Source organism: Xanthomarina sp. F1114 (assembly GCF_026410255.1).
In the GTDB taxonomy this organism is placed as follows: domain Bacteria; phylum Bacteroidota; class Bacteroidia; order Flavobacteriales; family Flavobacteriaceae; genus Xanthomarina.
Genome location: NZ_JAPMLL010000009.1, coordinates 105,305 through 129,140, shown reverse-complemented (window position 1 = coordinate 129,140; position 23,836 = coordinate 105,305). Strand labels below are relative to the sequence as shown.

Below are 23,836 nucleotides of genomic sequence, written 5' to 3'. Positions count from 1 at the left end.
GACTTTATATAAACAGCATTCATCATATTAATTATAAAGGAGACTTTCTTCAATTTATGTTTGTTTCATATTAAAACTAAAACAGCACATCAATTAAAAATCAACAGTTATGAATACATTACAAATCAATAATTTAAGTAAGACCTATCCTAATGGTGTCATGGCATTAAACGACATTAATTTAGAAATCACCAATGGTATGTTTGGTTTGTTAGGAGCAAATGGAGCTGGTAAGTCTTCCTTAATGCGAACCATTGCATCCTTACAAGAGCCTTCTTCTGGAAGTATTTCCTTTAATGGTTCTGATATTATTAAAAAGCCAGAAAATATAAGAAAACATTTAGGCTATTTACCACAAGAGTTTGGTGTGTATCCAAAGATTTCGTGCGAAAAATTGTTAAATCATTTAGCAGTTTTAAAAGGAATATTAGATACAAAGCAACGTAAAGTGCAAGTAACAGCATTGTTGCAACAGGTAAATTTGTACCAACACAGAAAAAAATCGGTCTATACATTTTCTGGTGGTATGCGTCAACGCTTTGGGATTGCACAAGCCTTATTAGGAAATCCGCAAGTAATTATTGTTGATGAGCCAACAGCAGGTTTAGATCCAGAAGAAAGCAATCGCTTTTTAAATTTATTGAGTGAAATAGGAGAGAACGTTATTGTTATTTTATCCACACACATTGTTGAAGATGTTAGAAACTTATGCCCTAAAATGGCCATATTATCTAATGGTGAAATTATTTCTGAAGGAAATCCGAAAGATTTAGTGGCAAGTATTGAAGGTAAAATATGGACAAAGATGGTACCTAAAAAAGACATTGAAGTGTGTAAAAAAACATTCGATGTTATCTCAACAAAATTAGTTGCAGGTGAAACACAAATTAGAGTGCTATCAGATTATAAACCTGAAGATAGTTTTGAAGCTATTACACCAAATTTGGAAGATTTTTATTTCACTATACTTTTTAATAATTCACCAAAAATGCAATAAGTTATGTTTACAAAATTATTAAAATTTGAAGTTTTTTATCAATTTAAACAACGTGCATTTCCAATGTTCGCTGTTCTATTTTTATGCTTGGGTGTTTTTGTTGGTAGACAAGGGTTTGCACCAACAGGTGTTAATTATAATTCTGTATATCAAGTGTATTTCCACACAAGTTTGTTTACTTTAGGAAGTGTTTTTATCATCATGTTCTTTGCCATTAGTGGGATGCTTAGAGATAAGCAATACAATATGGAATCGCTCATTTACAGTTCTTCAATACAAAAGGCACATTACTTCTGGAGCCGGTTTATAGGTGCCTTTATTTTTAGTGTCTTGGCTTTTACACCATTTATATTAGGCTATATCTTCGGAAACTATTTTTCTGCTTTGGATACAGAACGTTTGGGTAAATTTCAATTGCTAACTTATGTACAACCTTGGTTATATATTGTAGTGCCTAACTTATTTATATGTTCAGCCATCATATTTTCTGTTTGCACTTTAACAAAAAATAGTACAGCAACGTATGTAAGTGCTGTATTTGTTTATATGTTATATTTTGTAAGTGCACTCTTTCTAAATTCGCCATTATTGGCACAAGCCGTTCCAGCATCACCAGAAAGTATGGCTATTGCTGCAGTTGCAGATCCATTTGGTATTGCTGCTTTTTTTGAACAAACACAATACTGGACACCTTTTCAAAAAAACTCACAATTACTATCTTTTTCCGGATTGTTTTTATGGAATAGATTGGTTTGGATAGTAGTAGGTTTGGCTATTTTATTTGGTACTTACAGATTGTTCTCTTTTAGAAAAATCACTAAAAAAGTAAATAAAACCAAAAAATCGACGATCCAAAATACCCAATTAATAGCGTATAAACCTTTACAGACAACACATAATTTTAAAGCACAGTATCTTGCATTTTTCTCTTTGCTTAAGATAGAATTGAAAAGTGTGTTTAAAAGTTTGCCATTTATTGTCGTATTAATTATGTGGTTAGCTATTGTGTTTTCAGAATTATATAGCACAGTTATTAGTGGTGGAGAATATGGCGTGAGTCAATATCCATTTACAAATCAACTCATAAGTTTAATTGTAAACCCGTTAACGCTTTTCAGTCTTATTTTAATCATTTTTTATAGTGCTGAAATTGTCTGGAAAGAGCGTAGCTTAAATTTCAACTTAATTATTGATGCCGTACCAACAAAGAATAGCGTCTTCTTTCTCTCAAAGTTCTTTGCCATTTTATTGTTACCAGTCATTCTAATAACTACTGGAATTATCATGTGCATCTTGTTTCAAATATCTTTAAACTATAGCAATTTTGAGTTTAGCCTTTATGCCTCTTTATATTATCATTACGGATTGCAACTTGCTGTATTTAGTATGATAGGTTTGTTTATAAACAGTTTAGCAAAAAGTAAGTATGTAGGTATGGGAATTTTTGGCTTGATTGTATTGGTAAGCCTAAAATCCAGCACAATAGGATTAGAACACCCATTAACAAGCCTTGGGTTTATGCCAAGAATATCCTATACAAACATGAATGGTTTTTATGGTGGTGTAAGCCTTTTCAATCATTTAGCTATGTATTGGTTGTCCTTTGGATTGTTGCTGGTATTCATCTCTTTTAAAATATGGAATAGAGGTGTAGGTACTAACTTTTCAACGAAGCTCAAGCAGTTTAAATATGGTTTTACAACTATTCAAAAAGTATCTTTTTCATTATTAATTGTCGTATTTATTGGCTTTGGATGTTTGATTTTTTACAATACAAATATCGTTTCAGATTACAAAACTACAGCCGATAATTTAGATTTTAGAGAACAGTATGAAAAAAAGTTCAAAAAATATGAAAGCATAGAACGACCATTTCCAACGTCAAGAAAAACAGAAGTTGCTATTTTCCCAGAAGAAAGACGTTATACCCTAAAAGCAGATTATATATTGAAAAACGGAAGTGACAAACCCTTATATGAAGTCTTTGTAACGGAACGTCTTCCGTTAGAATCTATAGCTATTGAAAGCGCAGATTTAGTGACTCACGATAGTAATTATGGTGTCTATTTGTTTCACTTTAAAAAACCGTTACAACCCAATGATTCTGTACGCTATACTTATAAATTGAAACACGAACTTAAAGGTTATGAAGAGGACAAAACCATTGTAAATAATAGTACTTATATAACACACAGAGATTTCGAACCTATATTGGGCTATAGCTCTGGATTAGAAATTACTGACAAAGTAGAGCGGAAAAAGAGAAATTTGCCAAAGCGTGAAGAAGAAATCATTTCAGATGAACATATTGCTCTTGAAGATTTTAACAATGAAAAAATAAACTTTGAAACTATTGTCTCTACAAGTAGCAACCAAACGGCATTGAGTTCTGGTAACTTGGTAAAACAATGGTCAGAAAATAATAGAAATTACTTTCATTACAAGACCAAGAGTAAAGTCTTACCAATGATTGCCTATTTTTCAGCAAACTATAAAACCAAAAAAGTGGATTACAAAGGAATCTCTATTGAGCAGTATTTCGATGAAGCTCATTCATTTAACATTGAAGACATTGAAAACAGCACCAAAAAAACCATAGATTATTGTGAGGAAAACTTTGGAGACTATGCTTTTGATTATGTTAGAATAGCAGAAATTCCTTCACATTGGTCATTTGGAGGCTTTGCACATCCAGGAGTGATAAGTATGGTTGAAGACCGAATGTATTTAGCAGATGTTAGAAACGAAGAAACTTTCAATTTGGTCGCTAAAAGGACCATACATGAAGTGGCACATCAATATTGGGGACATACGTTATCTGCAAAACCAGTTGCAGGTGGATCTATTTTTGTAGAAGGTTTTGCAAAATATACTGAAGCCGTTATCATGGAAAAAATGTATGGCAAACGTGCTGTTTATGAATTGAGTGAGAACGCTAGAAGTCGTTATTTTTCAGGAAGATCTTTTGCAAGTGAGCTAGAACCACCAGTTTATAAAGTACTTGGTCAAGGTTATATTTCTTATGGAAAAACATTAAACGTTATGCTAGCATTACGAGATCTTATCGGCGAAGAAAAAGTAAACCATGTTTTAAAAGCACTAACCGATACATATCGTAACAGTACTACTTTGGAAGTAAATACTATTGAATTTTTGGATTTGGTTTATAACGTCACGCCAAAAGAGCAACATCATTTAATTGACGACTGGTTTAAAAAAGTAATCACTTATGACTTAAGCATTATGAAGAGTTCTTATGTAGCCTTAGAAAATGGTACTTATGAGATTTCTGCAACCGTAAAAGCGAAGCGTTTTGAAACGATAGATAATGGCGAAATAGTACAAATAGGAATAAACGAACCTATTAAAATTGGAGCCTTTACTGTGCATCCATCGTTAGTGAAAGATGATAACTCTGTATTGTATTATGAGTCAAATCAAATCAATAAAGAAATCACAAAAGTTAAGTTTATAGTAAGCGAAATTCCTAATTACATTGCTATTGATCCTTATGGAACAAGAACTGATGAGAATTTAGTTAATAATATATTTAGGTTTTAACAGAAGGAGTTCAAAAAAAAACAGAGACTCGATTTTAACTCGACCGCATAAAATTTTGGTTAAAACAATCGAACGTTTGGTTGAGAATTGCGTATTTAATAAATATTGAAGGATTGTAGAGAATATTAAAATTATGCTCTTAATGAAAACACGAAAGTTTAATGACCCAAGTAATAAGGTTTCTTTCGAAAACAGAACTTTTGGGATATTTTACATACTTTTTAAATGAGAACATCCGGTGGATGTTTTTATAGTTAATCATCGTTTTAATTATGAATCAGCCACTGGCTAATCCATAATTAAAAGTGTACTATAATTTACATTATGTAAAATAGACTATTTAAAAACCTCTATATTTATTAACCTTCCGCTACTTTATTCAATATACGCAAAAATATAAAAGACTGCCCTTTCAGGCAGTCTTTATTTTAATATATAACGTCCAAACGTCTTTACATTTTTACATCTTTTAATTTAACTTCCTTTCCATCAGTATCTAACAAGATGACTTCGTCAAAGTCCATCTTTTTAAATTGTGCAAATTGTGTAGCAGCATCTCCCACAATCACATAAGCCATTTTAGATTCGTCTAGGTATTTATTGGCCAAGTCTTTGTGTGTTTCTAATGTCATCGCTTTTACAATCCCTTCCTCATTTTCAATAAAATTAGCTGGTAAATTATAAGTGCTTCGTTCTTGTAACATCCATAATAAAGAGCCTTGTGTTTCAAATCTACGGGCATTACTTTTTATTAAAGCGTTTTTAGTAAAATCTAAATCTTCTTGGGTAATTCCGTCTTTATACTTGGCAATCTCTTCTTTAAAAATCGCAACCGATTCTCCCGTGGTATTCGTTCTAACACTAGATGAAGCCGTAAAGGTTCCTGGAAGTTTAGAACCACTAAAACCAGTTCGTGCTCCATAGGTATAGCCTTTTTCTTCACGTAAAATAAGATTCACATTCCCACTAAACGAACCTCCTAATTTGTAGTTCATTACTTCTGCTGGATAAAAATCGGGATCGGTTTTTGGCATAGAAATATAACCAATTTTAATAACAGACTGTTTGGCATCCGGAATATCTACAAAATATAAAGAAGCTTTATCACGGGCATCGGCCAATGGGAATTCTGGAATGTTTACATCTTTAGCGGCCCATTTAGATTCTAAACTCTTTAACTGATTCATAACCGTGGTTTGATCTATTTGCCCAACCACATGAAATTTACTCACAGATGGCGAAAAGTTCTTCTTATAGTAAGCCTTTAAATCGTCCATTGTAATAGCGTTCACAGATGCCACAGTTCCACTGGTTGGATAAGCAAAAATATGATTTTCCCCATATAATAATTGGTTGTAAACATTGCTGGCTACAACTTCTGGGTTGGCTGCAGAACGCTTAATATCATTAACAGTCTTCGTTTTAATACGTCCAAACTCTTCCACATCAAAACGTGGTTCTAATAAAATCTCTTCTACTAAATCCATGGTCTTTCCAAAGTTTCTTGTCAAAGTGTTTCCACTTATTACAATAGATTCTTTGGTTGTATACATATTAATAGTGGATCCCAACAACTCAATGGCTTCTTCAAGATCCTCAGGTGTTTTGTTCGCCGTACCTTCCATCATAATGTCTGTCATTAAATTAGCCACCCCATTTTTATTGATGTCGTCTAATAAATGACCGCCTTCCATAACCAAACTAAAGTTTACAGTAGGTATTTCATTCTGCTCAATCCCATATACGTCCATTCCATTGCTAAGCTCTGCCGTCCAAGACTCAGGAATCTTTAAGGAAGGTGCCTCCCCTGTTTCTGGAGCTATAGAACGATCAAAACTTGAAGGAGTTTTTAGTACTTCACTATTAGCTTCTGTAATATCTTGAGCTATATTATCCGTAATTTTCTCTTCAACTACAGGTGCTTTCGTCGAGTTTTCTGCAATCAACTCAATCTCTCCCTTAGGAACAAAACTAGTCATCACATAGTTTTTATCTTTTATATAAGTGTTATACACGCGCATAACATCTTCTTTAGTTACTTTCTTAATGTTCTCTATATCTGTCTCAATAAACCCAGGATCTCCCTTAGAAACATTATAACTAGCTAATTGAAACGACTTTCCTAGAACACTACTAATCCCATTATAAAACTTAGTTTCAAGCCCGGCCTTTATACGTTCCACATCTTTATCGGTAACACCATCCCTTTCAAACATGGCAAATGCTTCGTTAATACCTGCTTCAACCTGGTCCAAATCAACACCATCATTTGCTGTTACATTAATTCTAAAAGCGCCTGCTATTTCACTAGAACCATTGTATGCGTATAATCTAGAACTTAATTGTTTTTGTTCCGTTAATACTTTATAAAGTGGTGCTTTCTTTCCTTTAGAGAATAGTTCTGCAAAGAAATCCAAAGCATAAGCATCTTCTGTATAGTTCTCTACAGTTGGCCATACCATATTTAATTGTGGGGCTTTTGCAAAGTTATCTTCGTGATACAAACGCTTCGTTTCTGCCAAGGTTACCAGCATAGGTTTCATTTTCTCTACCTCTTGGCGTCTTTTGATCTCTCCAAAGTATTTTTCAATAAGTGCTTTGGCTTCTGCGCTTTCAAAATCGCCCGCAACCACTAAAGTCGCATTATTTGGTCCGTAAAACCTATCATAAAACTCTTTAACATCTTCTACTGTAGCGTTTTGTAAATCTTCCAACTCGCCAATAACTTGCCAACTGTACGGGTGACCTTCTGGATATAAGTTTTTATCAATAACCCAACTGGTATGTCCGTAAGGATTATTATCTACACGTTGCCTTTTTTCATTTTGAACCACTTCTTGTTGGTTATAAAAAGCAGCTTCTGTTACCGTATTTATTAAAAACCCCATACGGTCGCTCTCCATCCATAATACTTTTTCTAAAGCATTGTTAGGAACAATTTCAAAATAGACTGTTCTGTCCTTCTGAGTAAAACCGTTTAAAGTACCTCCAACATCCTGAATATTTTTAAAAAATTGATCTTGAGGTACGTTCTCTGATTCTTGGAATAACATATGTTCGAAAAGATGAGCAAAACCAGTACGTCCCGTCTTTTCTCTGTTAGATCCTACCCCGTATTGAATTGCAACCGAAACAACAGGGTCGCTTTTATCTTGATGCAAAATAACATCTAGGCCGTTATCTAAAGTAAATTTTTCGTAGTCTATTTTAAATTCAGACTCTGGAATTGCTTCTGCTTTCTTCGGGTCTGTAGAACAGGACAGAAAAAACAGATTGAAGCTAAAAAATAGTAGTGTAAAGTGTTTCATAGTGTTTAACAAATTGGTTTAATAGGTTTTAAAAATAACTATTAAAATAATCTTATATTTAAATGATTTGTTAAAATATCGAATTTGTAATTTGCAGTTATGGACCTCAAAGATTTGAATTTACAATACCAGGGATATGTCAATACTCAAAATTTATGGCGTAATCAAGATGTTTATAATTTACAACAATTAGAACTATCTTCTAAATGGTCCATTAGTTTTAACGAAACGCTTCCTAAAAATATCCGTTTAGGAAAACGCGTGGAGCAATTTGTGTTTTTTCAATTAAAACAGCTGCCTCAGATTAAAATTGTTTTTGAAAACCTCCAGATTCAGAAAGAAAAACACACTATAGGAGAAATGGATGGTTTGATACTTATAAATAGTCAACCTGTACATTTAGAAATTATCTATAAATTTTATGTGTATGATGAATCTGTTGGTTCAAACTCCTTAGAGCATTGGATTGGACCTAATAGAAAAGACAGCTTAATTCAGAAACTGGACAAACTGAAAAACAAGCAGTTACCACTACTCTATCATCCAGAAACTTCTAAATACTTAGAGAAACACAATATCAATATTGAAGAAATAAAACAACAGGTCTTATTTAAAGCTCAGTTATTTCTGCCTTTTAACAAAACAATTCCCGATTTGAAACTTATTAATTCGGCCTCTGTGGTTGGATTTTATTTAAAACAGGGCGAGATTTCTCAATTTAAAACGTCTAAATTCCTTATTCCCAGTAAAGCCAATTGGTTACAGGAGCCACATACACAAGTGACTTGGCTTACATATACTTTGTTTTTAGAAAGTATAACTCCCATTTTAGAAAATAAAACGGCACCTCTAATTTGGATAAAGCTTCCTAATGGCGAACTAAAAAAATGTTTTGTTGTTTGGTGGTAATCAGTCAAAATCACTAAAAAAATAAGTAAATTTGCTAGCTTAAAACCAATCATTTCTTATGAAACACGTTTATTTATTACTGTTTACATTTTCAAGCTTATTTGTTCACGCACAAGATCTTTCAGAAATCTACAAAGAAGTTAGTCCTGCTGTTGTAATTATTATTACTTCCGAAAAAGATATTGTTACTTCTGAAGAATCTAAAGCTAGTTTCGTTGAAAAAGAAGGTTTGGGCTCTGGTTTTATGATTTCAGATAGATTAATTCTAACGGCTGCGCATGTAGTAACAGTTCCCGAAAAAATAAGTGTTTTATTTCCCGATGGAGATATTATTCCAGCATCGGTGGTAAGTTCTTATAAAAGTGCGGATATTGCATTAATTAAACTTTTTAGACCTCGTATCAATCCTGTTACGGTAAAGCTTGGAGATTCTGATGCTTTAGAAATTGGAGAACAAATTTTTATAATTGGTGCACCTTACGGACAAGGAGCTTCTCTTTCTGCTGGTTATGTCAGTGGAATTAGAAAACAATTTGAAGGTAAAAACCCCTTTGTTAATCGGGAGTTTATTCAAACCGATGCCGCTATAAATCAAGGGAATTCCGGGGGCCCCATGTTTAATCTAAAAGGAGAAGTTGTGGGTGTAGTTAGCAGTATTGCTACACGTTCTGGCGGTTTTGATGGTATTGGATACGCAAGTACTTCTAACCTAGCTGCCAAATTATTATTGAATGATAAAATGCCATGGCTGGGTGCAGATATGCATACACTTTCAACTAAAGAGTGTGAACTTTTAAATGTGCCACAAGCCAATGCTCTTTTGGTGCAACGTGTGGTTGATAGTTCTATTTTTGGGGAAATGGGTATTAAAGGTGGAGATACTGAAGCAATGATTGCCAATCAGAAATTAATTTTAGGTGGGGATATTATTTTAGGCTTTAATGATATTACAATTGATTTAAGCGATTCTAACTTAAATAAACTGGCAGAGTTTGCTAATAGTATGGGCGATAATCCTCAGTTTACAGTTACTGTTTATCGAGACGGGAAAATCTTAACGTTAAAATATAAATAAGCTAATTTTATTTCGAGAAAGTTAATTTGTTCTTATAAAAACACCATAGCTCTATTTAAACACCTGATTTGACTGTTTAAAATATGTTTTATTCTTTAGAAGTTGGCAAATCTGTTGAGGGCTCAAGTCTTTCAATGGGCTGAATTCGTGGTTTTACTTCCTTGTAAACCTGGAGCTGATTATGTGTTAATATATCTTGCATTTCCAAAGTCTCCTCTTCTTGTAGCTTATATAAAGTCTTTAGTTTCTCTTTGCCTTCCAGCAGAGATTCAATCTTTTTTCTTCGAATTAAAAACTCTTCTACTTTAATTTCAAAAAGTCCCAATTGCTTACCATCTAGTGCTATCTCTTTATTATAAGCATTGGTTATTGTCGAAACTTCATCTTTTAAGGAGTTATCCGACTTTTGTAAATAAGGATCTTGGGCCAATAAGTTTGTCGTAATTATTAATAATAAAGTAAATAATAGAGAACGTTTCATCTTTTTTGTTTTACTTAAAATTAAAACACAGAGCGCTAAAAATCAAATTTTTAAGAAAATTTAACATCAAAAACAATCCATTTTTCCGCTCTTAAAAACTGTTAAAAAAAGTATAAAATCAAAGTTGAAACGTCCACGACCCTTCTGTATTCGTACATATATAACAAACCAAAAAAAACGATAACTTAGATTATGAGAAAAATTTCAATTTTTATACTAACAGGTATTTTAATGTCCGCATGTGTTTCTAAAAAGAAATATGTTGCTTTGGAACAAGAGAATGGAGAAATTAGAAGTCAACTTCAAAAAACTCAAGTTGAAAAAGAGGATTTAGAAGCTAAATTCGATGAAATTCAATCTAGAATAGATACTTACAACACTAAAATTAGCACTTTAACCGAAGAAAATGACGCTAAATTTGTAACTGTTGGAGAAGATATGATTATCTCTAACGATACAAGAAAACAAATGGAAGCTACATTAGAACATGTAAATCCAGAAGATTTAGCTCAGGCTAAAACTTTAAAAGATTCTATGAATTTAGCTGTAGGTTATAATCTACGTAAATCTATGGATACATCTAATATGAATGAAGACGAAGACATTGCTATTGATATTAACGAAACAGTAGTTATGATTTCAATTTCGGATAAAATGTTATTCAACTCTGGAAGTTATAGAGTGAGTAATAAAGCAAACAATATTTTACAGAAAATTGCAGATGTTATCAATTCGGAAGAAAGCCTAGACGTTATGGTTGAAGGTCATACAGACAGTCAATTAATGGTACCAAATGCAGCTGTAAAAGACAACTGGGATTTAAGTGTATTACGTGCAACATCTGTTGTTAAAAAATTACAAAGTGATTTTAATGTAGCTCCAGAAAAATTAATTGCATCTGGAAGAAGCTTTTATCAACCTTTAGTTGATAACGATACGAAAGAGAACAGATCTAAAAACAGACGTACTAGAATTATTATTCTACCAAACATTAACAAGTTTTTTGCCTTAATGGCTTCAAACGAATAATATACCCTCAATATTATATACTAATTAGTCCAAAAAAAGACGTTATCAGCCAGATAACGTCTTTTTTATTATGTCTAAATCGGTTTTCTTTTGGATAACAGCCTTTCTAATTCAATTATTTCTTTAATTAGAACTTTTATGATTAAAAATAATTAAAGGCACATTCAGGTTGCTACTAATAGACTTGCTATTGTTTCTACTAAACATCTTTTCAAAAAAACTACGTTTCTTATTAATAATACAAAGCATTCCTAATTTTCTACTTTCACTAAAAATGCGGGTTCCTACGTCTACAGAAACATCTGTAATAAGATAGAAATCCATAGGTATTGGTTTTAAGGTCATTTCTAATGCCAACTTATTTTCAAGCAATTCTGGAGTCATATTTTCATTTTTACCAATAACATGTACTACAGAAATTTTAGACTTATTACTAATTGCAATGTCCTTTAATAAATCGAGTTCGTCTCCGTAATAATCGATAGAAAGGTCTGTTGCAAAACCAATTTCTCTCATATCGTTACTTAAGGTATCTTGGGGAACAGCAATTATTGGACAAGTTAATTTGTTAATTAAATTAGCTGTATTACTTCCAATAGTTACTTCTTTAATAGCCCCGGCGCCTTTTGTACCAACTATCACTATATCTATTTCTAATTTTTTAGCAGTTCCTTGTACCGCACTTAAAAAATAATCGTGAACCAATAGGGTTTTAAAGCTATGCTTTTTATTTGTTGGAAGTTCTTGAATATGGGATAAAACCTTATCCATTTCTGTTTCCGACTCAGTACGTCTTGAATTAGAGATCGCTTCTTGAGCTCTTCTGGAAGTAACAGCCGTAGATGGGGCAGAAACTAAGGGTTCCAAAGAATGCATTAAATAAAATATGCACTCTTTATCTTTAAACAGTTTTAAAGCATAACATATGGCATCCCAAGAGTTTGCAGAAAAATCTGTTGGTAATAATATCTTATTCATCTAAATTAAATTTATTAGTTTAAAGATATTATTTATTTCTAAAATGTGCTGTGATATTTATCACTTTTAAATTAAGATTCTCCGACAATAAAAACCAGTTAATCATAGAGCGATTAATCCGGATAAAAGAAGGCTCTTCTGTAAGTAAGTTATATTCTATTTATTTTAAAATTTGAGAATTAACTCTCTGCTGGTCTCCCGTGAATTTCTTCAAAAACTTCGTCAAAATTAGATCTTAAATAAGCTCTAAGCTTTTTTCTGTAGTCGTCTTTTAACCATTCCACAAAATTATAAGTGCTTTTGCTAATACATTTAGTATAACGGTGAATTCTATAGTCTATATCATCTCCTAACTTTTTAGCAAGGTCTAAAGCATCGTACAAATCTTCACTGTTTTCTATACAAATTTTTGCATGATGTTCTATGGATCGTTCCAAAACAACTTTAGAAGACTCCCCTTTTCTCACTGCATCTATATAGGTTTCTTTTATATTAAAATAAACCACATCGGAGTTTCCAAACTCAGCTCTTAATTCGTCCGGCATTTCGTATCTAAAGTTATCCTCTAGCTCCTCATCGCTTAAAATATTATCTAAATAATAATTAGGCGATTTAAAAATACGTTGCCAATCTAAATCTGCTCCCCATGGTCCAAATCTGTGTAGATTGTTTCCTAAATCGATAACATTAAAAGTCGATTTATTCTTTAATATACGCGACCCACGCCCTATCATTTGGTAGTATAAGGTTAAAGATTTTGTAGCTCTGTTAAGAATAATAGACTCTACAGTTGGCTCATCGAACCCAGTGGTTAAAATACTTACCGAGGTAAGAATAGCATCTGGAGTATCTCTAAACCATTTTAATATTTTCTTTCTTTCTTTTTTAGTATTGGTATTATCTAAATGAGCTACTGGATAACCTGCAGCACGAAACGTATCATATACGTGTAAAGAAGTGTTAATACCATTATTAAAAATAAGTGTCTTTTTTCCTTTTGAACGTTCTTCATAAGCCTGCATTAGCTTAGTGAGCATGTCGTTATTGGTATATAAATCTTCAGAAGACTTTACGGTATAATCTCCGTTAGCACCAACAATTAAAGAGGTTAAACCTACATTGTAAGAATAAATTTCCGCTTGAGATAAGAACTCATTCTTTATTAAAGACTCGATGGTTTCTCCAACAATAAGCTCATCGTAATTATCCTTCATTGGAAGTTTAATATTAGAGCTTAAAGGAGTTGCTGTAACTCCTAAAATAAAGGACTTCTCGAAGTATTTAAACAGTTTTGTAAAGGAATTGTAATGAGCTTCATCGATAATAACTAGTCCAATATCAGAAATGTCTAATTTGTCTTCCTGTAAACGGTTATTTAAGGTTTCCACCATAGCCACAAAACAACTGTATTGTGCCTGGTCGTCTAAATTAGCTTTACTACTTACCACTTTATTATCCACCCCAAACTCTTCTAACATGGTAGATGTTTGTCGGCATAACTCAATTCTGTGAGTCATAACCAGCACTTTTTTCTTGTGATGTTTTAAATATTGTCTTACAATTTCAGAAAAAATAACTGTTTTTCCTCCACCTGTTGGCAATTGATATAATAAATGGTAGTCTTCGGGCGCCTCTTCAAAGCATTTAAAAATCTTATCAATAGCACCTTTTTGATAACTATAAAGGTCCTTCCCTACGCGTCTGTCTTCTAATTCTAAAGATGTAACTGTCTTGCTCATAAAATTTGTCAATGTGCAAAAATAAGGTCTTTTTAGGGTATTTTAGCCTTAAAACGGAATAAAATTCTTAAGAATTTTTAACATTTGCAGTTCATGGGAATTAAGAATGGTCAACTTCTCTATTTTAATACAGACTCACTTTTTTATTATAATATGCCTAATTCTAAAAAACATCAGCATTTTAAACTCTATAAACCTTATGGTTATTTGAGTCAATTTGTTAATAATCAATCTAAAAGACGAAATAAAAAACTTTTAGGCACACTTTATAAGTTTCCAGAACGTATTATGGCAATTGGCAGATTAGATGAAAAATCTGAAGGTTTACTGCTACTAACAACTGATGGAAAAATGAGTGAACATATTAGAAGCTCACAAGTTGAAAAGGAATATTATGTCATGGTTGATGGTCTAATTACAGCAGAAGCTATAAAAAAACTAAAACAAGGTGTTGAAATTTCAGTCGATGGAAAACCTTATCTGACAAAAGCTACTGATGCTCTTTATTTTAATACGCCTCCAAAAGTTCCTGAACGTTTTGTTAGAGATAAAAAACATGGTCCCACAAGCTGGCTCTCAATTACCTTAACCGAAGGGAAATTTAGACAAGTGCGAAAAATGACTTCAGCCATAGGTTTTCCTACCTTAAGATTGGTGCGTATACGGATTGGTGATTTTCACTTAGAACAAATGCAACCGGGAGAAGTTGAAGATATAGCAACTATTCTTTAATAACTATAAGCGTGGCTTTTACTCCAGTGGCTAAATTCCAAGCCCCAGAAGCAATGACATTTCCATCGTCATCCATAACTTGAAGCTCTGCTGTATTAGGGCCAGAAGATCCTTGATTAAGCGCCAAAAAGTCAATTTTATTAAAACCTTCAACTAAATCTAATTGAAAACCACTAAACGAAGATTGTAATGTCACGTTTGATATAACCACATCATCATTTACAAAAATCCGAACGCGATCGCCATCTGGGTATTGATGGTCTCTATAAACAATATTTACTCTAGAAACCCCTGTTTTGAAATCACCCAGATACTGATTGGTTGTACTTCCATATTGTCTGTTAGAACCAGATTCTTCCATGGTATTTTGGTTATGTCTATCTAATTGCTTGGTGTATAACTCGGCAGGATTACCAAATTTTTCTCCACCAAACATAGAAAACCCTTGCTCGTTAGGATTAGACAACTCGTTTTGTTTAGGAACAGACAGCCCATTAATTCTATCGGAATTCGAACTTCCTAATCCCCTATTTTCAATAGGCTTTGACTCAAATAAAGATTCTCCTTCAGTTCCTTTATCGCTTTCAACTGCAGGAATACTGGTAGATTCCTGACTGGAATCTATCTGAGAAAATGCAGACAAAGAAATCAAACAAAAAATGAAACAAAGATATTTCATGGTCCAGTTTATAAATTTAGAAATAATGCTATTAAATTATTAAATTTAAAACGTTATAAGTTCAAAAATCGTACCTTAAAAAGTAATATGCAATGATTTTATAAAAACTTTAATGATTTATTCTTATTTCTAATATAGAAAACAATTTTACTGCACTTATAACCTTCTGTTATTTAATTGTTTTAGATTAAATCTAATAACATATTAGGTCTAGACTAGTAAAAATAGTTTTTATAGAAATGCTTTAAACTATATTAAATAGGAATTCTTAGTACTGAGACTCATCTTCTTGTTCTTTTAGAACTCTATACATAATATGAACTTTTTTTCTTCCCCATTCTCTGGCGGCTTTCACATCTTTGCCCATATAAATATCTATTTTATTTACCCAGCGAGAATTCATTTTATCTTTAACTAAGTAAATCCCTTTAAGACCTTCAATTGTAACAGGCGTATTATGCGATAAACCCAAAGCTTCCAAGTCTCTAGAAACTGCAATATACTTTTTTCCAGGTTTTAAGCTGTCACCAAAAGCAGTAATTTGCGGGTTATTATCTGTTTGATAGGCTAAGGAGTTGTAAGCTGTTGCTGTAACCTTTAACGGTTTCCAAGTATATGGATCTGTCTCCACATGAGTACAGGTAAAACTCCAAAAAAATAGCGATATGGATAGAAATAACTTTAAAATCATTTTTTTTTTAATGCTTGATTAAATATACAATTTTTAAAGAGAACTAAATTCTGTCTTACTTTTTGTAACTTCACAACACACTAAAACCTATAAACCATGAAATTTCAACTTTTATTTTTTGCTGTTTTTCTAATTTGCATGTCTTGCAAAAATGAAACAAAAAAAACTACAGAATCAAATATGACGAACGATACCATCTCTTTAATAGAACGTGCTAAAGGCATTCACGAACGGGTAATTACCCTTGATACTCACGACGATTTTAACCTAAAAAACTTTACAGATTCTATTAATTATTCGCAAGATGTAAACGCTCAAGTAACCTTACCTAAAATGAAGGCGGGAGGTTTGGATGTGGCATGGTTTATTGTTTATACGGCTCAAGACACCTTAACGGATGCAGGTTATAAAAAAGCTTATCAAAGTGCCATGGATCATTTTGATGCTATTCATAACTTAGTAGATAAATTTGCACCGGAGCAAATAGAATTAGCTTTAACCTCTGATGATGTTAGGCGAATTCACGCGTCTGGAAAAAAAGTAGCCATGATTGGCGTTGAAAACGGATATCCTATAGGATTAGACATAAATCGTGTGGAAGAGTTTTATAATCTTGGCGCACGTTATATGTCCTTGGCTCATAATGGCCATAATCAGTTAAGCGATAGTCATACCGGAGAAGAAGATAACATCTGGTTAAACAATGGATTAAGCGACCTAGGAGAACAGGTTATTGCCGAAATGAATCGTTTAGGAATTATGGTGGACGTCTCTCACCCATCCAAAGAAGCCATGAAACAAATGATTGCATTGAGCAAAACTCCTATAATAGCTTCACATTCTTCAGCAAGAGCTTTAAGTGATGTAAGTAGAAATTTGGATGACGAGCAGCTACAATGGTTAAAAGAAAATGGTGGAGTTGTACAAGTGGTCGCTTTAGATGAGTTTGTAAATAAAACCAAAATGGATGAAAGAAATAAAGAGATTTATACCATTCAAAAAGAAGTTGCAGACTCATTAGATCTTAATTGGTATGCTTCTATAAATGAAGTTATGGCCTTAGCCCCATTAGAAAGAGAAGCTTTCTTCGGGTATTATAAAAAAGTAATAAACATTGCCAATGCTAAGGCAAATAAAATTGAAGGCTTCCCTCCTAATGCAAATGTATCAGATTTAGTAGATCACATTGACTATATAGTTGAAAAAATTGGACTGGAGCATGTAGGTATTAGTAGCGATTTTGATGGCGGTGGTGGTATTGAAGGATGGGATGATGCCTCTGAAACTTTTAATGTAACCCTAGAATTAGTTAAACGTGGATATACAGAAGAACAAATTAGCATGATTTGGAGTGGAAATCTACTACGAGTTTTGGATGAAGTCCAAGCTTATGCTGAATCTCAGAAATAAAAAAGAGAGCCATTTGGCTCTCTTTTTTGTTTATATATAACTTATTTAATAAGCTAGTAAATCTTTTAAGCTAGTTTCAAACTTTCCTTTGGCTAAATATTGATCCTCTAATTGATTTATAAACGGAATAGGTGTTTCCATACTAGCTACACGCTTAACTGGTGCATCTAAATCTTCAAAACAGTTTTCCATAATCATAGATGATATATCTGATGCTATTCCACCAAACAAAGAATCTTCTTGTAAAATAATGGCTCTCCCTGTTTTCTTTACCGAAGCATAAATAGCTTCTTTATCTAAAGGCTGTAAAGTTCTTAAATCTAATAAATCAGCTTGAATATCCGGGTTCTTATCTAAAGTTTCTAAAGCCCAATGTACTCCAGCTCCATAAGAGATAATAGTGACATCGTTTCCTTCTCTTAAAAGCGATGCTTTTCCAAAAGGAAGTGTAAAGTAATCTGTTGGGACTTCTTGTCTAATACTTCTATATAATGCTTTGTGTTCAAAAAACAACACCGGATTAGGATCGTTTATTGCTGTTGCCAATAAACCTTTGGCATCTGCAGGAAAGGCAGGATATACCACCTTTAAACCTGGAGTTTTTGTAAACCAGGCTTCATTTGTTTGCGAATGGAAAGGTCCAGCTGCAACTCCAGCACCACAAGGCATTCTAACTACAACATCTGCTTGTTGATTCCATCTGTAATGAGATTTTGCTAAATAATTAACCACAGGATTAAAGCCTGAAGTCACAAAATCTGCAAATTGCATTTCAACTACAGATTTCATTCCAGCAATAGATAAGCCCATTCCCGTTTCTACTATAGCAGATTCGCAAATTGGCGTATTTCGTACTCTGTCTTTTCCAAATTGCTCTACAAAACCTTCAGTAATTTTAAAAACGCCACCGTATTCAGCAACGTCCTGCCCCATAATAACAAGGTTGTCATGTTGCTTCATAGATTGTTTTAAACCCTCAGAAATAGCGTCAATTAAACGAACCTCTTTTGTTTCTGAATTTTTTACAACCTCCTGATAATCAAATTTTTTGTAAACATCATTTAACTCATCACTTTCATTAGAAACAATAGCTTCTTCATCGTTTGCTTTTTGAAGATTCTCATTAATTTCTTGCATAATATCTTCTCTAAACGAAGCCTCTTGCTCTTCGGTTAAAATCCCTTCTTCTTTAAGAAAGTTTTGAAAGTTTTCAAGTGGATCTTTTTTAGCCCAGGCATCTAATAAGTCTTGTGGAACATATTTGGTACCACTAGCCTCTTCATGCCCACGCATTCTAAAGGTTTTAAATTCAACCAATACAGGACGAGGATTCTGTCTGATGCTTTCAGCTAAATCTCTTACTTTGGTATATACTTCAATTATGTTATTTCCATCAATAATATGAGATTCCATTCCGTAACCTAAAGCTCGATCTGCAATATCCTTACAGTTATATTGCTCGTTAGTTGGTGTCGATAAGCCATAACCATTGTTCTCTACACAAAAAAGCACAGGTAGTTGCCATACGGAAGCCACATTTAATGCTTCATGAAAATCTCCTTCGCTAGTACCTCCTTCTCCAGTAAATACCGCTGTTACCTGGTTTTTGTTCTGCAGCTTACTAGCTAAAGCAATCCCATCTGCAACCCCTAACTGAGGTCCTAAATGCGAGATCATCCCGACTATTTTAAATTCTTGGGTTCCAAAATGAAAAGATCTGTCACGTCCTTTTGTAAAGCCATTGGCTTTTCCCTGCCACTGACTAAATAATCGGTATAAGGGAATTTCTCTAGTAGTGAAAACACCTAAGTTTCGGTGCATAGGTAAAATATACTCGTCATTTTGCAAAGACATAGTTACTCCCACTGAAATAGCTTCCTGCCCAATGCCAGAAAACCATTTGGAAACTTTTCCCTGACGCAATAGAATGAGCATTTTCTCTTCTATTAGGCGAGGCTTCAACATGTTTTTATATAATTCTAACAAGTCTGTAGAATCTAGATTTGCTTTACTGTATTGTATAGCTGTAGGTTTAGACACCATGGTACTCATAAAAAAAAGGTTTTTCAAATATACTATAAATTGCGTATTCCAATTGTTAATCTTAAAATATTTAGTGAGTAAAACTTTATATTGTTTTCGTACATTTGTAATACACTCATTTAAATTGAATACTTATGAATATTATACCTAGCGTTAACTTAAACGATTTTACATCGGGAGATCCAGTAAGAAAACAAAAATTTGTTGATGAAATTGGAAAGGCTTACGAAGAAATAGGTTTTGTTGCCTTAAAAGGTCATTTTTTAGACGACGAGTTAATAGACAACTTATATAGTGAAATAAAAAAATTCTTTTCTCTGCCACTTGAAACTAAACAAAAATATGAAATTGAAGGTATTGGTGGACAAAGAGGTTATATCTCCTTTAGAAAAGAAAGTGCAAAAGGCAAAAAAGAAGGCGATTTAAAAGAGTTTTGGCATTTTGGACAATTTGTTGAAGACAACCCAAAATTAGAAGCAGAATACCCTAAAAACGTTGAGGTTAAAGAACTTCCTGAATTCAATAGAACAGGAAAAGAAACATACAGAATGCTAGAAAAAACAGCAATGTATGTGCTACGTGCTTTAGCTTTACATTTAAACTTAAAAGAAACTTATTTCGACAATTATATTCATAATGGAAATAGTATTCTAAGACCTATTCATTATCCTCCAATTTTAGAAGAACCTAAAAATGCAGTTCGTGCAGCTGCTCATGGAGACATCAATCTTATTACCTTATTAATGGGTGCTCAGGGCCGTGGTTTGCAAGTACAAAATCATGACGGAGAATGGTTAGATGCCATTGCACAGCCAGATGAATTAATGATTAATGTGGGAGACATGCTTTCCCGACATACCAACAATAAACTAAAGTCTACTATCCATCGAGTTATTAACCCGCCAAGAGAGCTCTGGGGAACGTCACGTTATTCTATTCCATTCTTTATGCATCCTATTAGCGATATGAAATTGGATGTTTTAGAAAGCTGTATAGATAAAGACCATCCAAAACAATTTGAAGACATTACTGCCGGAGAATTTTTAAATGAACGCCTAATAGAACTTGGATTAATTAAGAAATAAGTTTTTAGCTACAGACTCAAGTATTACTTTCTGTAACGAACTAACCTGCTTATTAAGATTACAAATTAGAACTATGGATTTACAAGACCAATTAAAAAACCTCTTTCCAGAACATATACCAGAACCTTCTTCCGACAAAAATAAAGATGAAGCAAAAGGTTTATGGATCCAAGACGACCCGATACTTTGTAAATACGAAAAACGAAAAGGAAAACCCATTACTATTATAGACGGCTATACTGGAGCAACCGAAGATTTTAAAGCCTTAGCCAAAGAAATTAAAACAACCTTAAGTGTTGGAGGAAGTTTTAAAGATGATAAAATTATTATTCAAGGTCACTTTAGAGATAAAATAATGGAAATCTTAAAAGACAAAGGCTTTCAAGTGAAACGCGTAGGCGGATAATGAGTGACCAAATCTTACATATAACAAATGGAAATATTCTAACAAAGTTTTTAAAAGAACTTGATATTGCTGGGGATTTCCTGACTTGGCAAGAAATGTTATGCGAAGGTCCAACCATTGCAAATGTTAATACCGAAGAGTTTTTAGAAACTAGAAAGGCTTTTTTAAATGGTTTTTATCAAATAGAAATAAACGAAAATGAGATTAGAGAAGAGATAGCCATCTTGAATGAAACAGAAAGCTATTCAAAAATCGTGCTTTGGTTTGAATACGATTTATTTTGTCATATTAATATGTTAGCTGTAATAAAGCTACTTCATGAAAAACAAATCAATCTTCCACTCTATTTAGTATGTAGTGGCAGAGTTAAAGGAGAAACAGATTTAAAGGCTTTATCTGAATTAACGGCAGAGCAATTATTGCAACATTATAAGAATAAAATAAAATTAACAGACTCGGATAAGGAACTTGCTATTTCCATATGGCAAACCTACTGTGGTCAAGATCATAATTTACTTAAACCTTATATAACTCAAAAGTCGTCTTTTAAATATTTAAGCAATTGTTTAAAAGCACATTTAAAACGTTTTCCTAATTTAAAAACAGGATTAAGCGTTTTAGAAATGAATATTTTAACCCTAATTAAAGAAAAAAATATAAAATCTAAAAACCAACTAATAGGCTATGTATTAAATTACCAAGGTTATTATGGGTTTTCAGATTTACAAATACAAAGACTTATCAATTTATTACAAATCTTCTATACAGAAGAGCCAGATAAGATTACTTTAAACAGAAAAGGTTTTGAAGCTATCATGGGAAGTTATAATTTTTCAAGAGAAATTAACAACGTCATTCAATATGGAGGTGTTAATCGTTTAGATTTTTCCTACTGCATCAAAACAAACAAATTAATTAAAACACCATTAAATGTCAATTAAAGATTCAGAATTAATTTTAAATCCAGATGGTAGTGTATATCATTTAAATTTAAAACCGGAACATATAGCTCACAACATTATTCTTGTTGGAGATCAAGATCGTGTAGAAAAAATAACCAAACATTTTGATAGCATTGAGTTTTCAACACAAAAACGAGAATTTAAAACCCAAACCGGACTATATAAAGGAAAACGTTTAACGGTTATATCTACAGGAATTGGGCCAGACAATATAGATATTGTTTTAAATGAATTGGATGCATTAGCCAATATTGATTTTGAAACCAGAAAACCAAAAGATACGCATGCCGTATTAAATTTTGTAAGAGTGGGCACATCCGGTTCTTTACAAAAAGAAGTACCAGTAGATGCTTTTGTAATGAGCTCTCACGGATTAGATATTAATGGCATGTTACATTTTTATAAAATTGCCGATATTGTAAATCCTGATATAGAAAACGCCTTTATTAAGCATACTAACTGGAGTGCTAATAAAGCTCGACCAATAGCTATAACTAACAGTAAGACCCTGGAGGAAAGGTTTGATAGCGATCAAATTTACAAAGGTTTAACAGCAACTGCAGGTGGTTTTTACGGAGCTCAGGGACGTTCTCTAAGATTGCCATTACAAGACCCAAAACTCAATGAAAAAATGGATAGCTTTAATTATGAAGGTCTAAAAATTACAAATTTAGAAATGGAAACTTCAGCTATTTATGGCTTGTCCAAATTATTAGGCCATCATGCACTTTCGTTAAACGCCATTATCGCTAATAGAGCAACCGGACAGTTTAGCAAAGACCCAAAAGCAGTAGTGGAAAGATTAATAACTTATACTTTAAACAAATTAGTATAAATATTTTATCTTCCTTTTTGAAGAGTAAAAATCAAACTATTTTTAATGAAAACAATTCATATTGGTGGTGTACCCGAACATTTCAATTTAGCTTGGTACCTAGCTTTAAAACAAGGACTTTTTAAGAAAGCAGGTATTAATTTAAGATGGGATGACTACCCAAGTGGTACTGGAGCAATGACTAAAGCTCTTAGGAAGGGAGATATCGATCTTGCTGTTATTTTAACCGAAGGAATAATTAAAGATATAACCGAAGGTAATCCAAGTAGAATTATTCAAACCTTTGTAGAAACGCCATTAATTTGGGGAATTCATGTTGCTGAAAATTCAAACTATAAAACCATTGATCAATTAAAAGGATCCAAAGCCGCTATTAGTCGTTTTGGCTCTGGATCTCATTTAATGGCATATATACAAGCTAAAAATAATAACTGGGATTTAGAAAAGGATTTACAGTTTGAAGTTATTAAAGATCTTGAAGGTGCGGTAAAAGGCTTAACAAATGGGAAAGCCGACTATTTTATGTGGGAAAAATTTATGACTAAACCCTTGGTAGACCAAGGTGTTTTTAGACATATTGGTAACTGCCCAACACCCTGGCCTTGCTTTGTAATTGCCGCTAGAAATGAATCCTTGGAATTATATAGAGACGAAGTAAAAGTTATTTTAGAAATTATTAATAATATAACTATTGGATTTAAAGACATTCCTGACATTGATAAAATAATTGCTAAAAGGTATAATCAGAAAGTTGAAGACGTTCAAGAATGGCTTTCTTTAACAGAATGGTCTCAATCTCTTTTAAATAAAGAAACCGTCTCTAATATTCAAAAACAGTTATTGGAGACAAATATTATAACCAAACCATTAAATTATAAAGATTTAATAGCTACTATCTAACTTGATATTTAACATA

At 32.8% G+C, this 23,836-nt stretch carries 19 protein-coding genes; 12 read left to right on the top strand and 7 right to left on the bottom strand.

Going from position 1 to position 23,836, the window contains the following annotated elements; all coding sequences use genetic code 11:
* Window positions 1–109: 109 nt before the first annotated feature.
* On the top strand, window positions 110–997 hold the full coding sequence (locus OS188_RS09055) for an ABC transporter ATP-binding protein (RefSeq protein ID WP_267148510.1): 888 nt from the start codon (window positions 110–112) through the stop codon (window positions 995–997).
* 3 nt (window positions 998–1,000) lie between these two features.
* Window positions 1,001–4,558, top strand: coding sequence for an ABC transporter permease/M1 family aminopeptidase (locus OS188_RS09050; RefSeq protein ID WP_267148509.1), 3,558 nt, complete (start codon window positions 1,001–1,003; stop codon window positions 4,556–4,558).
* Window positions 4,559–5,010: 452 nt separating this feature from the next.
* On the opposite strand, the gene OS188_RS09045 is transcribed toward OS188_RS09050, so the two are convergent.
* Window positions 5,011–7,866, bottom strand: a complete 2,856-nt coding sequence (locus OS188_RS09045) for a M16 family metallopeptidase (RefSeq protein ID WP_267148508.1) — start codon at window positions 7,864–7,866, stop codon at window positions 5,011–5,013.
* A 99-nt stretch (window positions 7,867–7,965) separates the two neighbouring features.
* Between OS188_RS09045 and OS188_RS09040 the strand changes: the two genes are divergently transcribed.
* Both OS188_RS09040 and OS188_RS09035 read left to right on the top strand, forming a co-directional pair.
* Window positions 7,966–8,775: a DUF1853 family protein gene (locus OS188_RS09040; RefSeq protein ID WP_267148507.1), complete on the top strand. Its 810-nt coding sequence runs from the start codon at window positions 7,966–7,968 to the stop codon at window positions 8,773–8,775.
* A 58-nt stretch (window positions 8,776–8,833) separates the two neighbouring features.
* Complete coding sequence (locus OS188_RS09035; protein WP_267148506.1) at window positions 8,834–9,850, top strand: S1C family serine protease; 1,017 nt, start codon at window positions 8,834–8,836, stop codon at window positions 9,848–9,850.
* A gap of 88 nt (window positions 9,851–9,938) precedes the next feature.
* Here the strand turns inward: OS188_RS09035 and OS188_RS09030 are convergent, their stop codons facing one another.
* On the bottom strand, window positions 9,939–10,331 hold the full coding sequence (locus OS188_RS09030) for a hypothetical protein (RefSeq protein ID WP_267148505.1): 393 nt from the start codon (window positions 10,329–10,331) through the stop codon (window positions 9,939–9,941).
* Window positions 10,332–10,523: 192 nt separating this feature from the next.
* Here OS188_RS09030 and OS188_RS09025 point away from each other — a divergent pair, with 192 nt between their 5' ends.
* Window positions 10,524–11,360: an OmpA/MotB family protein gene (locus tag OS188_RS09025; protein ID WP_267148504.1), complete on the top strand. Its 837-nt coding sequence runs from the start codon at window positions 10,524–10,526 to the stop codon at window positions 11,358–11,360.
* A 123-nt stretch (window positions 11,361–11,483) separates the two neighbouring features.
* On the opposite strand, the gene OS188_RS09020 is transcribed toward OS188_RS09025, so the two are convergent.
* Both OS188_RS09020 and OS188_RS09015 read right to left on the bottom strand, forming a co-directional pair.
* Window positions 11,484–12,338 (bottom strand): universal stress protein, encoded by an 855-nt coding sequence (locus tag OS188_RS09020; protein ID WP_267148503.1) that lies wholly within the window; start codon window positions 12,336–12,338, stop codon window positions 11,484–11,486.
* 179 nt (window positions 12,339–12,517) lie between these two features.
* Entirely contained in the window at window positions 12,518–14,077 is a 1,560-nt protein-coding gene (locus tag OS188_RS09015; RefSeq protein WP_267148502.1) for a DEAD/DEAH box helicase, read from the bottom strand.
* A gap of 153 nt (window positions 14,078–14,230) precedes the next feature.
* Here OS188_RS09015 and OS188_RS09010 point away from each other — a divergent pair, with 153 nt between their 5' ends.
* The gene (locus OS188_RS09010; RefSeq protein ID WP_267148563.1) at window positions 14,231–14,809 is read left to right on the top strand and encodes a pseudouridine synthase; all 579 of its coding nucleotides are present in this window, start codon (window positions 14,231–14,233) and stop codon (window positions 14,807–14,809) included.
* On the opposite strand, the gene OS188_RS09005 is transcribed toward OS188_RS09010, so the two are convergent.
* Window positions 14,799–15,488 (bottom strand): hypothetical protein, encoded by a 690-nt coding sequence (locus OS188_RS09005; RefSeq protein ID WP_267148501.1) that lies wholly within the window; start codon window positions 15,486–15,488, stop codon window positions 14,799–14,801. The genes OS188_RS09010 and OS188_RS09005 overlap by 11 nt on opposite strands.
* 268 nt (window positions 15,489–15,756) lie before the next feature.
* Window positions 15,757–16,179: a 3D domain-containing protein gene (locus OS188_RS09000; protein ID WP_267148500.1), complete on the bottom strand. Its 423-nt coding sequence runs from the start codon at window positions 16,177–16,179 to the stop codon at window positions 15,757–15,759.
* Window positions 16,180–16,275: 96 nt separating this feature from the next.
* Between OS188_RS09000 and OS188_RS08995 the strand changes: the two genes are divergently transcribed.
* On the top strand, window positions 16,276–17,589 hold the full coding sequence (locus OS188_RS08995) for a dipeptidase (protein WP_267148499.1): 1,314 nt from the start codon (window positions 16,276–16,278) through the stop codon (window positions 17,587–17,589).
* Window positions 17,590–17,634: 45 nt separating this feature from the next.
* Here OS188_RS08995 and OS188_RS08990 read toward each other — a convergent pair whose 3' ends face one another.
* On the bottom strand, window positions 17,635–19,632 hold the full coding sequence (locus tag OS188_RS08990; protein ID WP_267148562.1) for an alpha-ketoacid dehydrogenase subunit alpha/beta: 1,998 nt from the start codon (window positions 19,630–19,632) through the stop codon (window positions 17,635–17,637).
* A gap of 134 nt (window positions 19,633–19,766) precedes the next feature.
* Here OS188_RS08990 and OS188_RS08985 point away from each other — a divergent pair, with 134 nt between their 5' ends.
* From OS188_RS08985 to OS188_RS08965, 5 genes are all read left to right on the top strand, one after another.
* On the top strand, window positions 19,767–20,717 hold the full coding sequence (locus tag OS188_RS08985; protein ID WP_267148498.1) for an isopenicillin N synthase family dioxygenase: 951 nt from the start codon (window positions 19,767–19,769) through the stop codon (window positions 20,715–20,717).
* 73 nt (window positions 20,718–20,790) lie between these two features.
* Window positions 20,791–21,123, top strand: coding sequence for a translation initiation factor (locus tag OS188_RS08980; protein ID WP_267148497.1), 333 nt, complete (start codon window positions 20,791–20,793; stop codon window positions 21,121–21,123).
* Window positions 21,123–22,064 carry a DUF1835 domain-containing protein gene (locus tag OS188_RS08975; protein WP_267148496.1) on the top strand — a complete coding sequence of 314 codons (942 nt, stop codon included), beginning with the start codon at window positions 21,123–21,125 and terminating at the stop codon, window positions 22,062–22,064. The genes OS188_RS08980 and OS188_RS08975 overlap by 1 nt, the downstream gene beginning before the upstream one ends.
* Entirely contained in the window at window positions 22,054–22,920 is an 867-nt protein-coding gene (locus tag OS188_RS08970; protein WP_267148495.1) for a nucleoside phosphorylase, read from the top strand. The genes OS188_RS08975 and OS188_RS08970 overlap by 11 nt, the downstream gene beginning before the upstream one ends.
* 45 nt (window positions 22,921–22,965) lie before the next feature.
* Window positions 22,966–23,820, top strand: a complete 855-nt coding sequence (locus OS188_RS08965) for a substrate-binding domain-containing protein (protein WP_267148494.1) — start codon at window positions 22,966–22,968, stop codon at window positions 23,818–23,820.
* The last annotated feature ends 16 nt before the right edge of the window (window positions 23,821–23,836 follow it).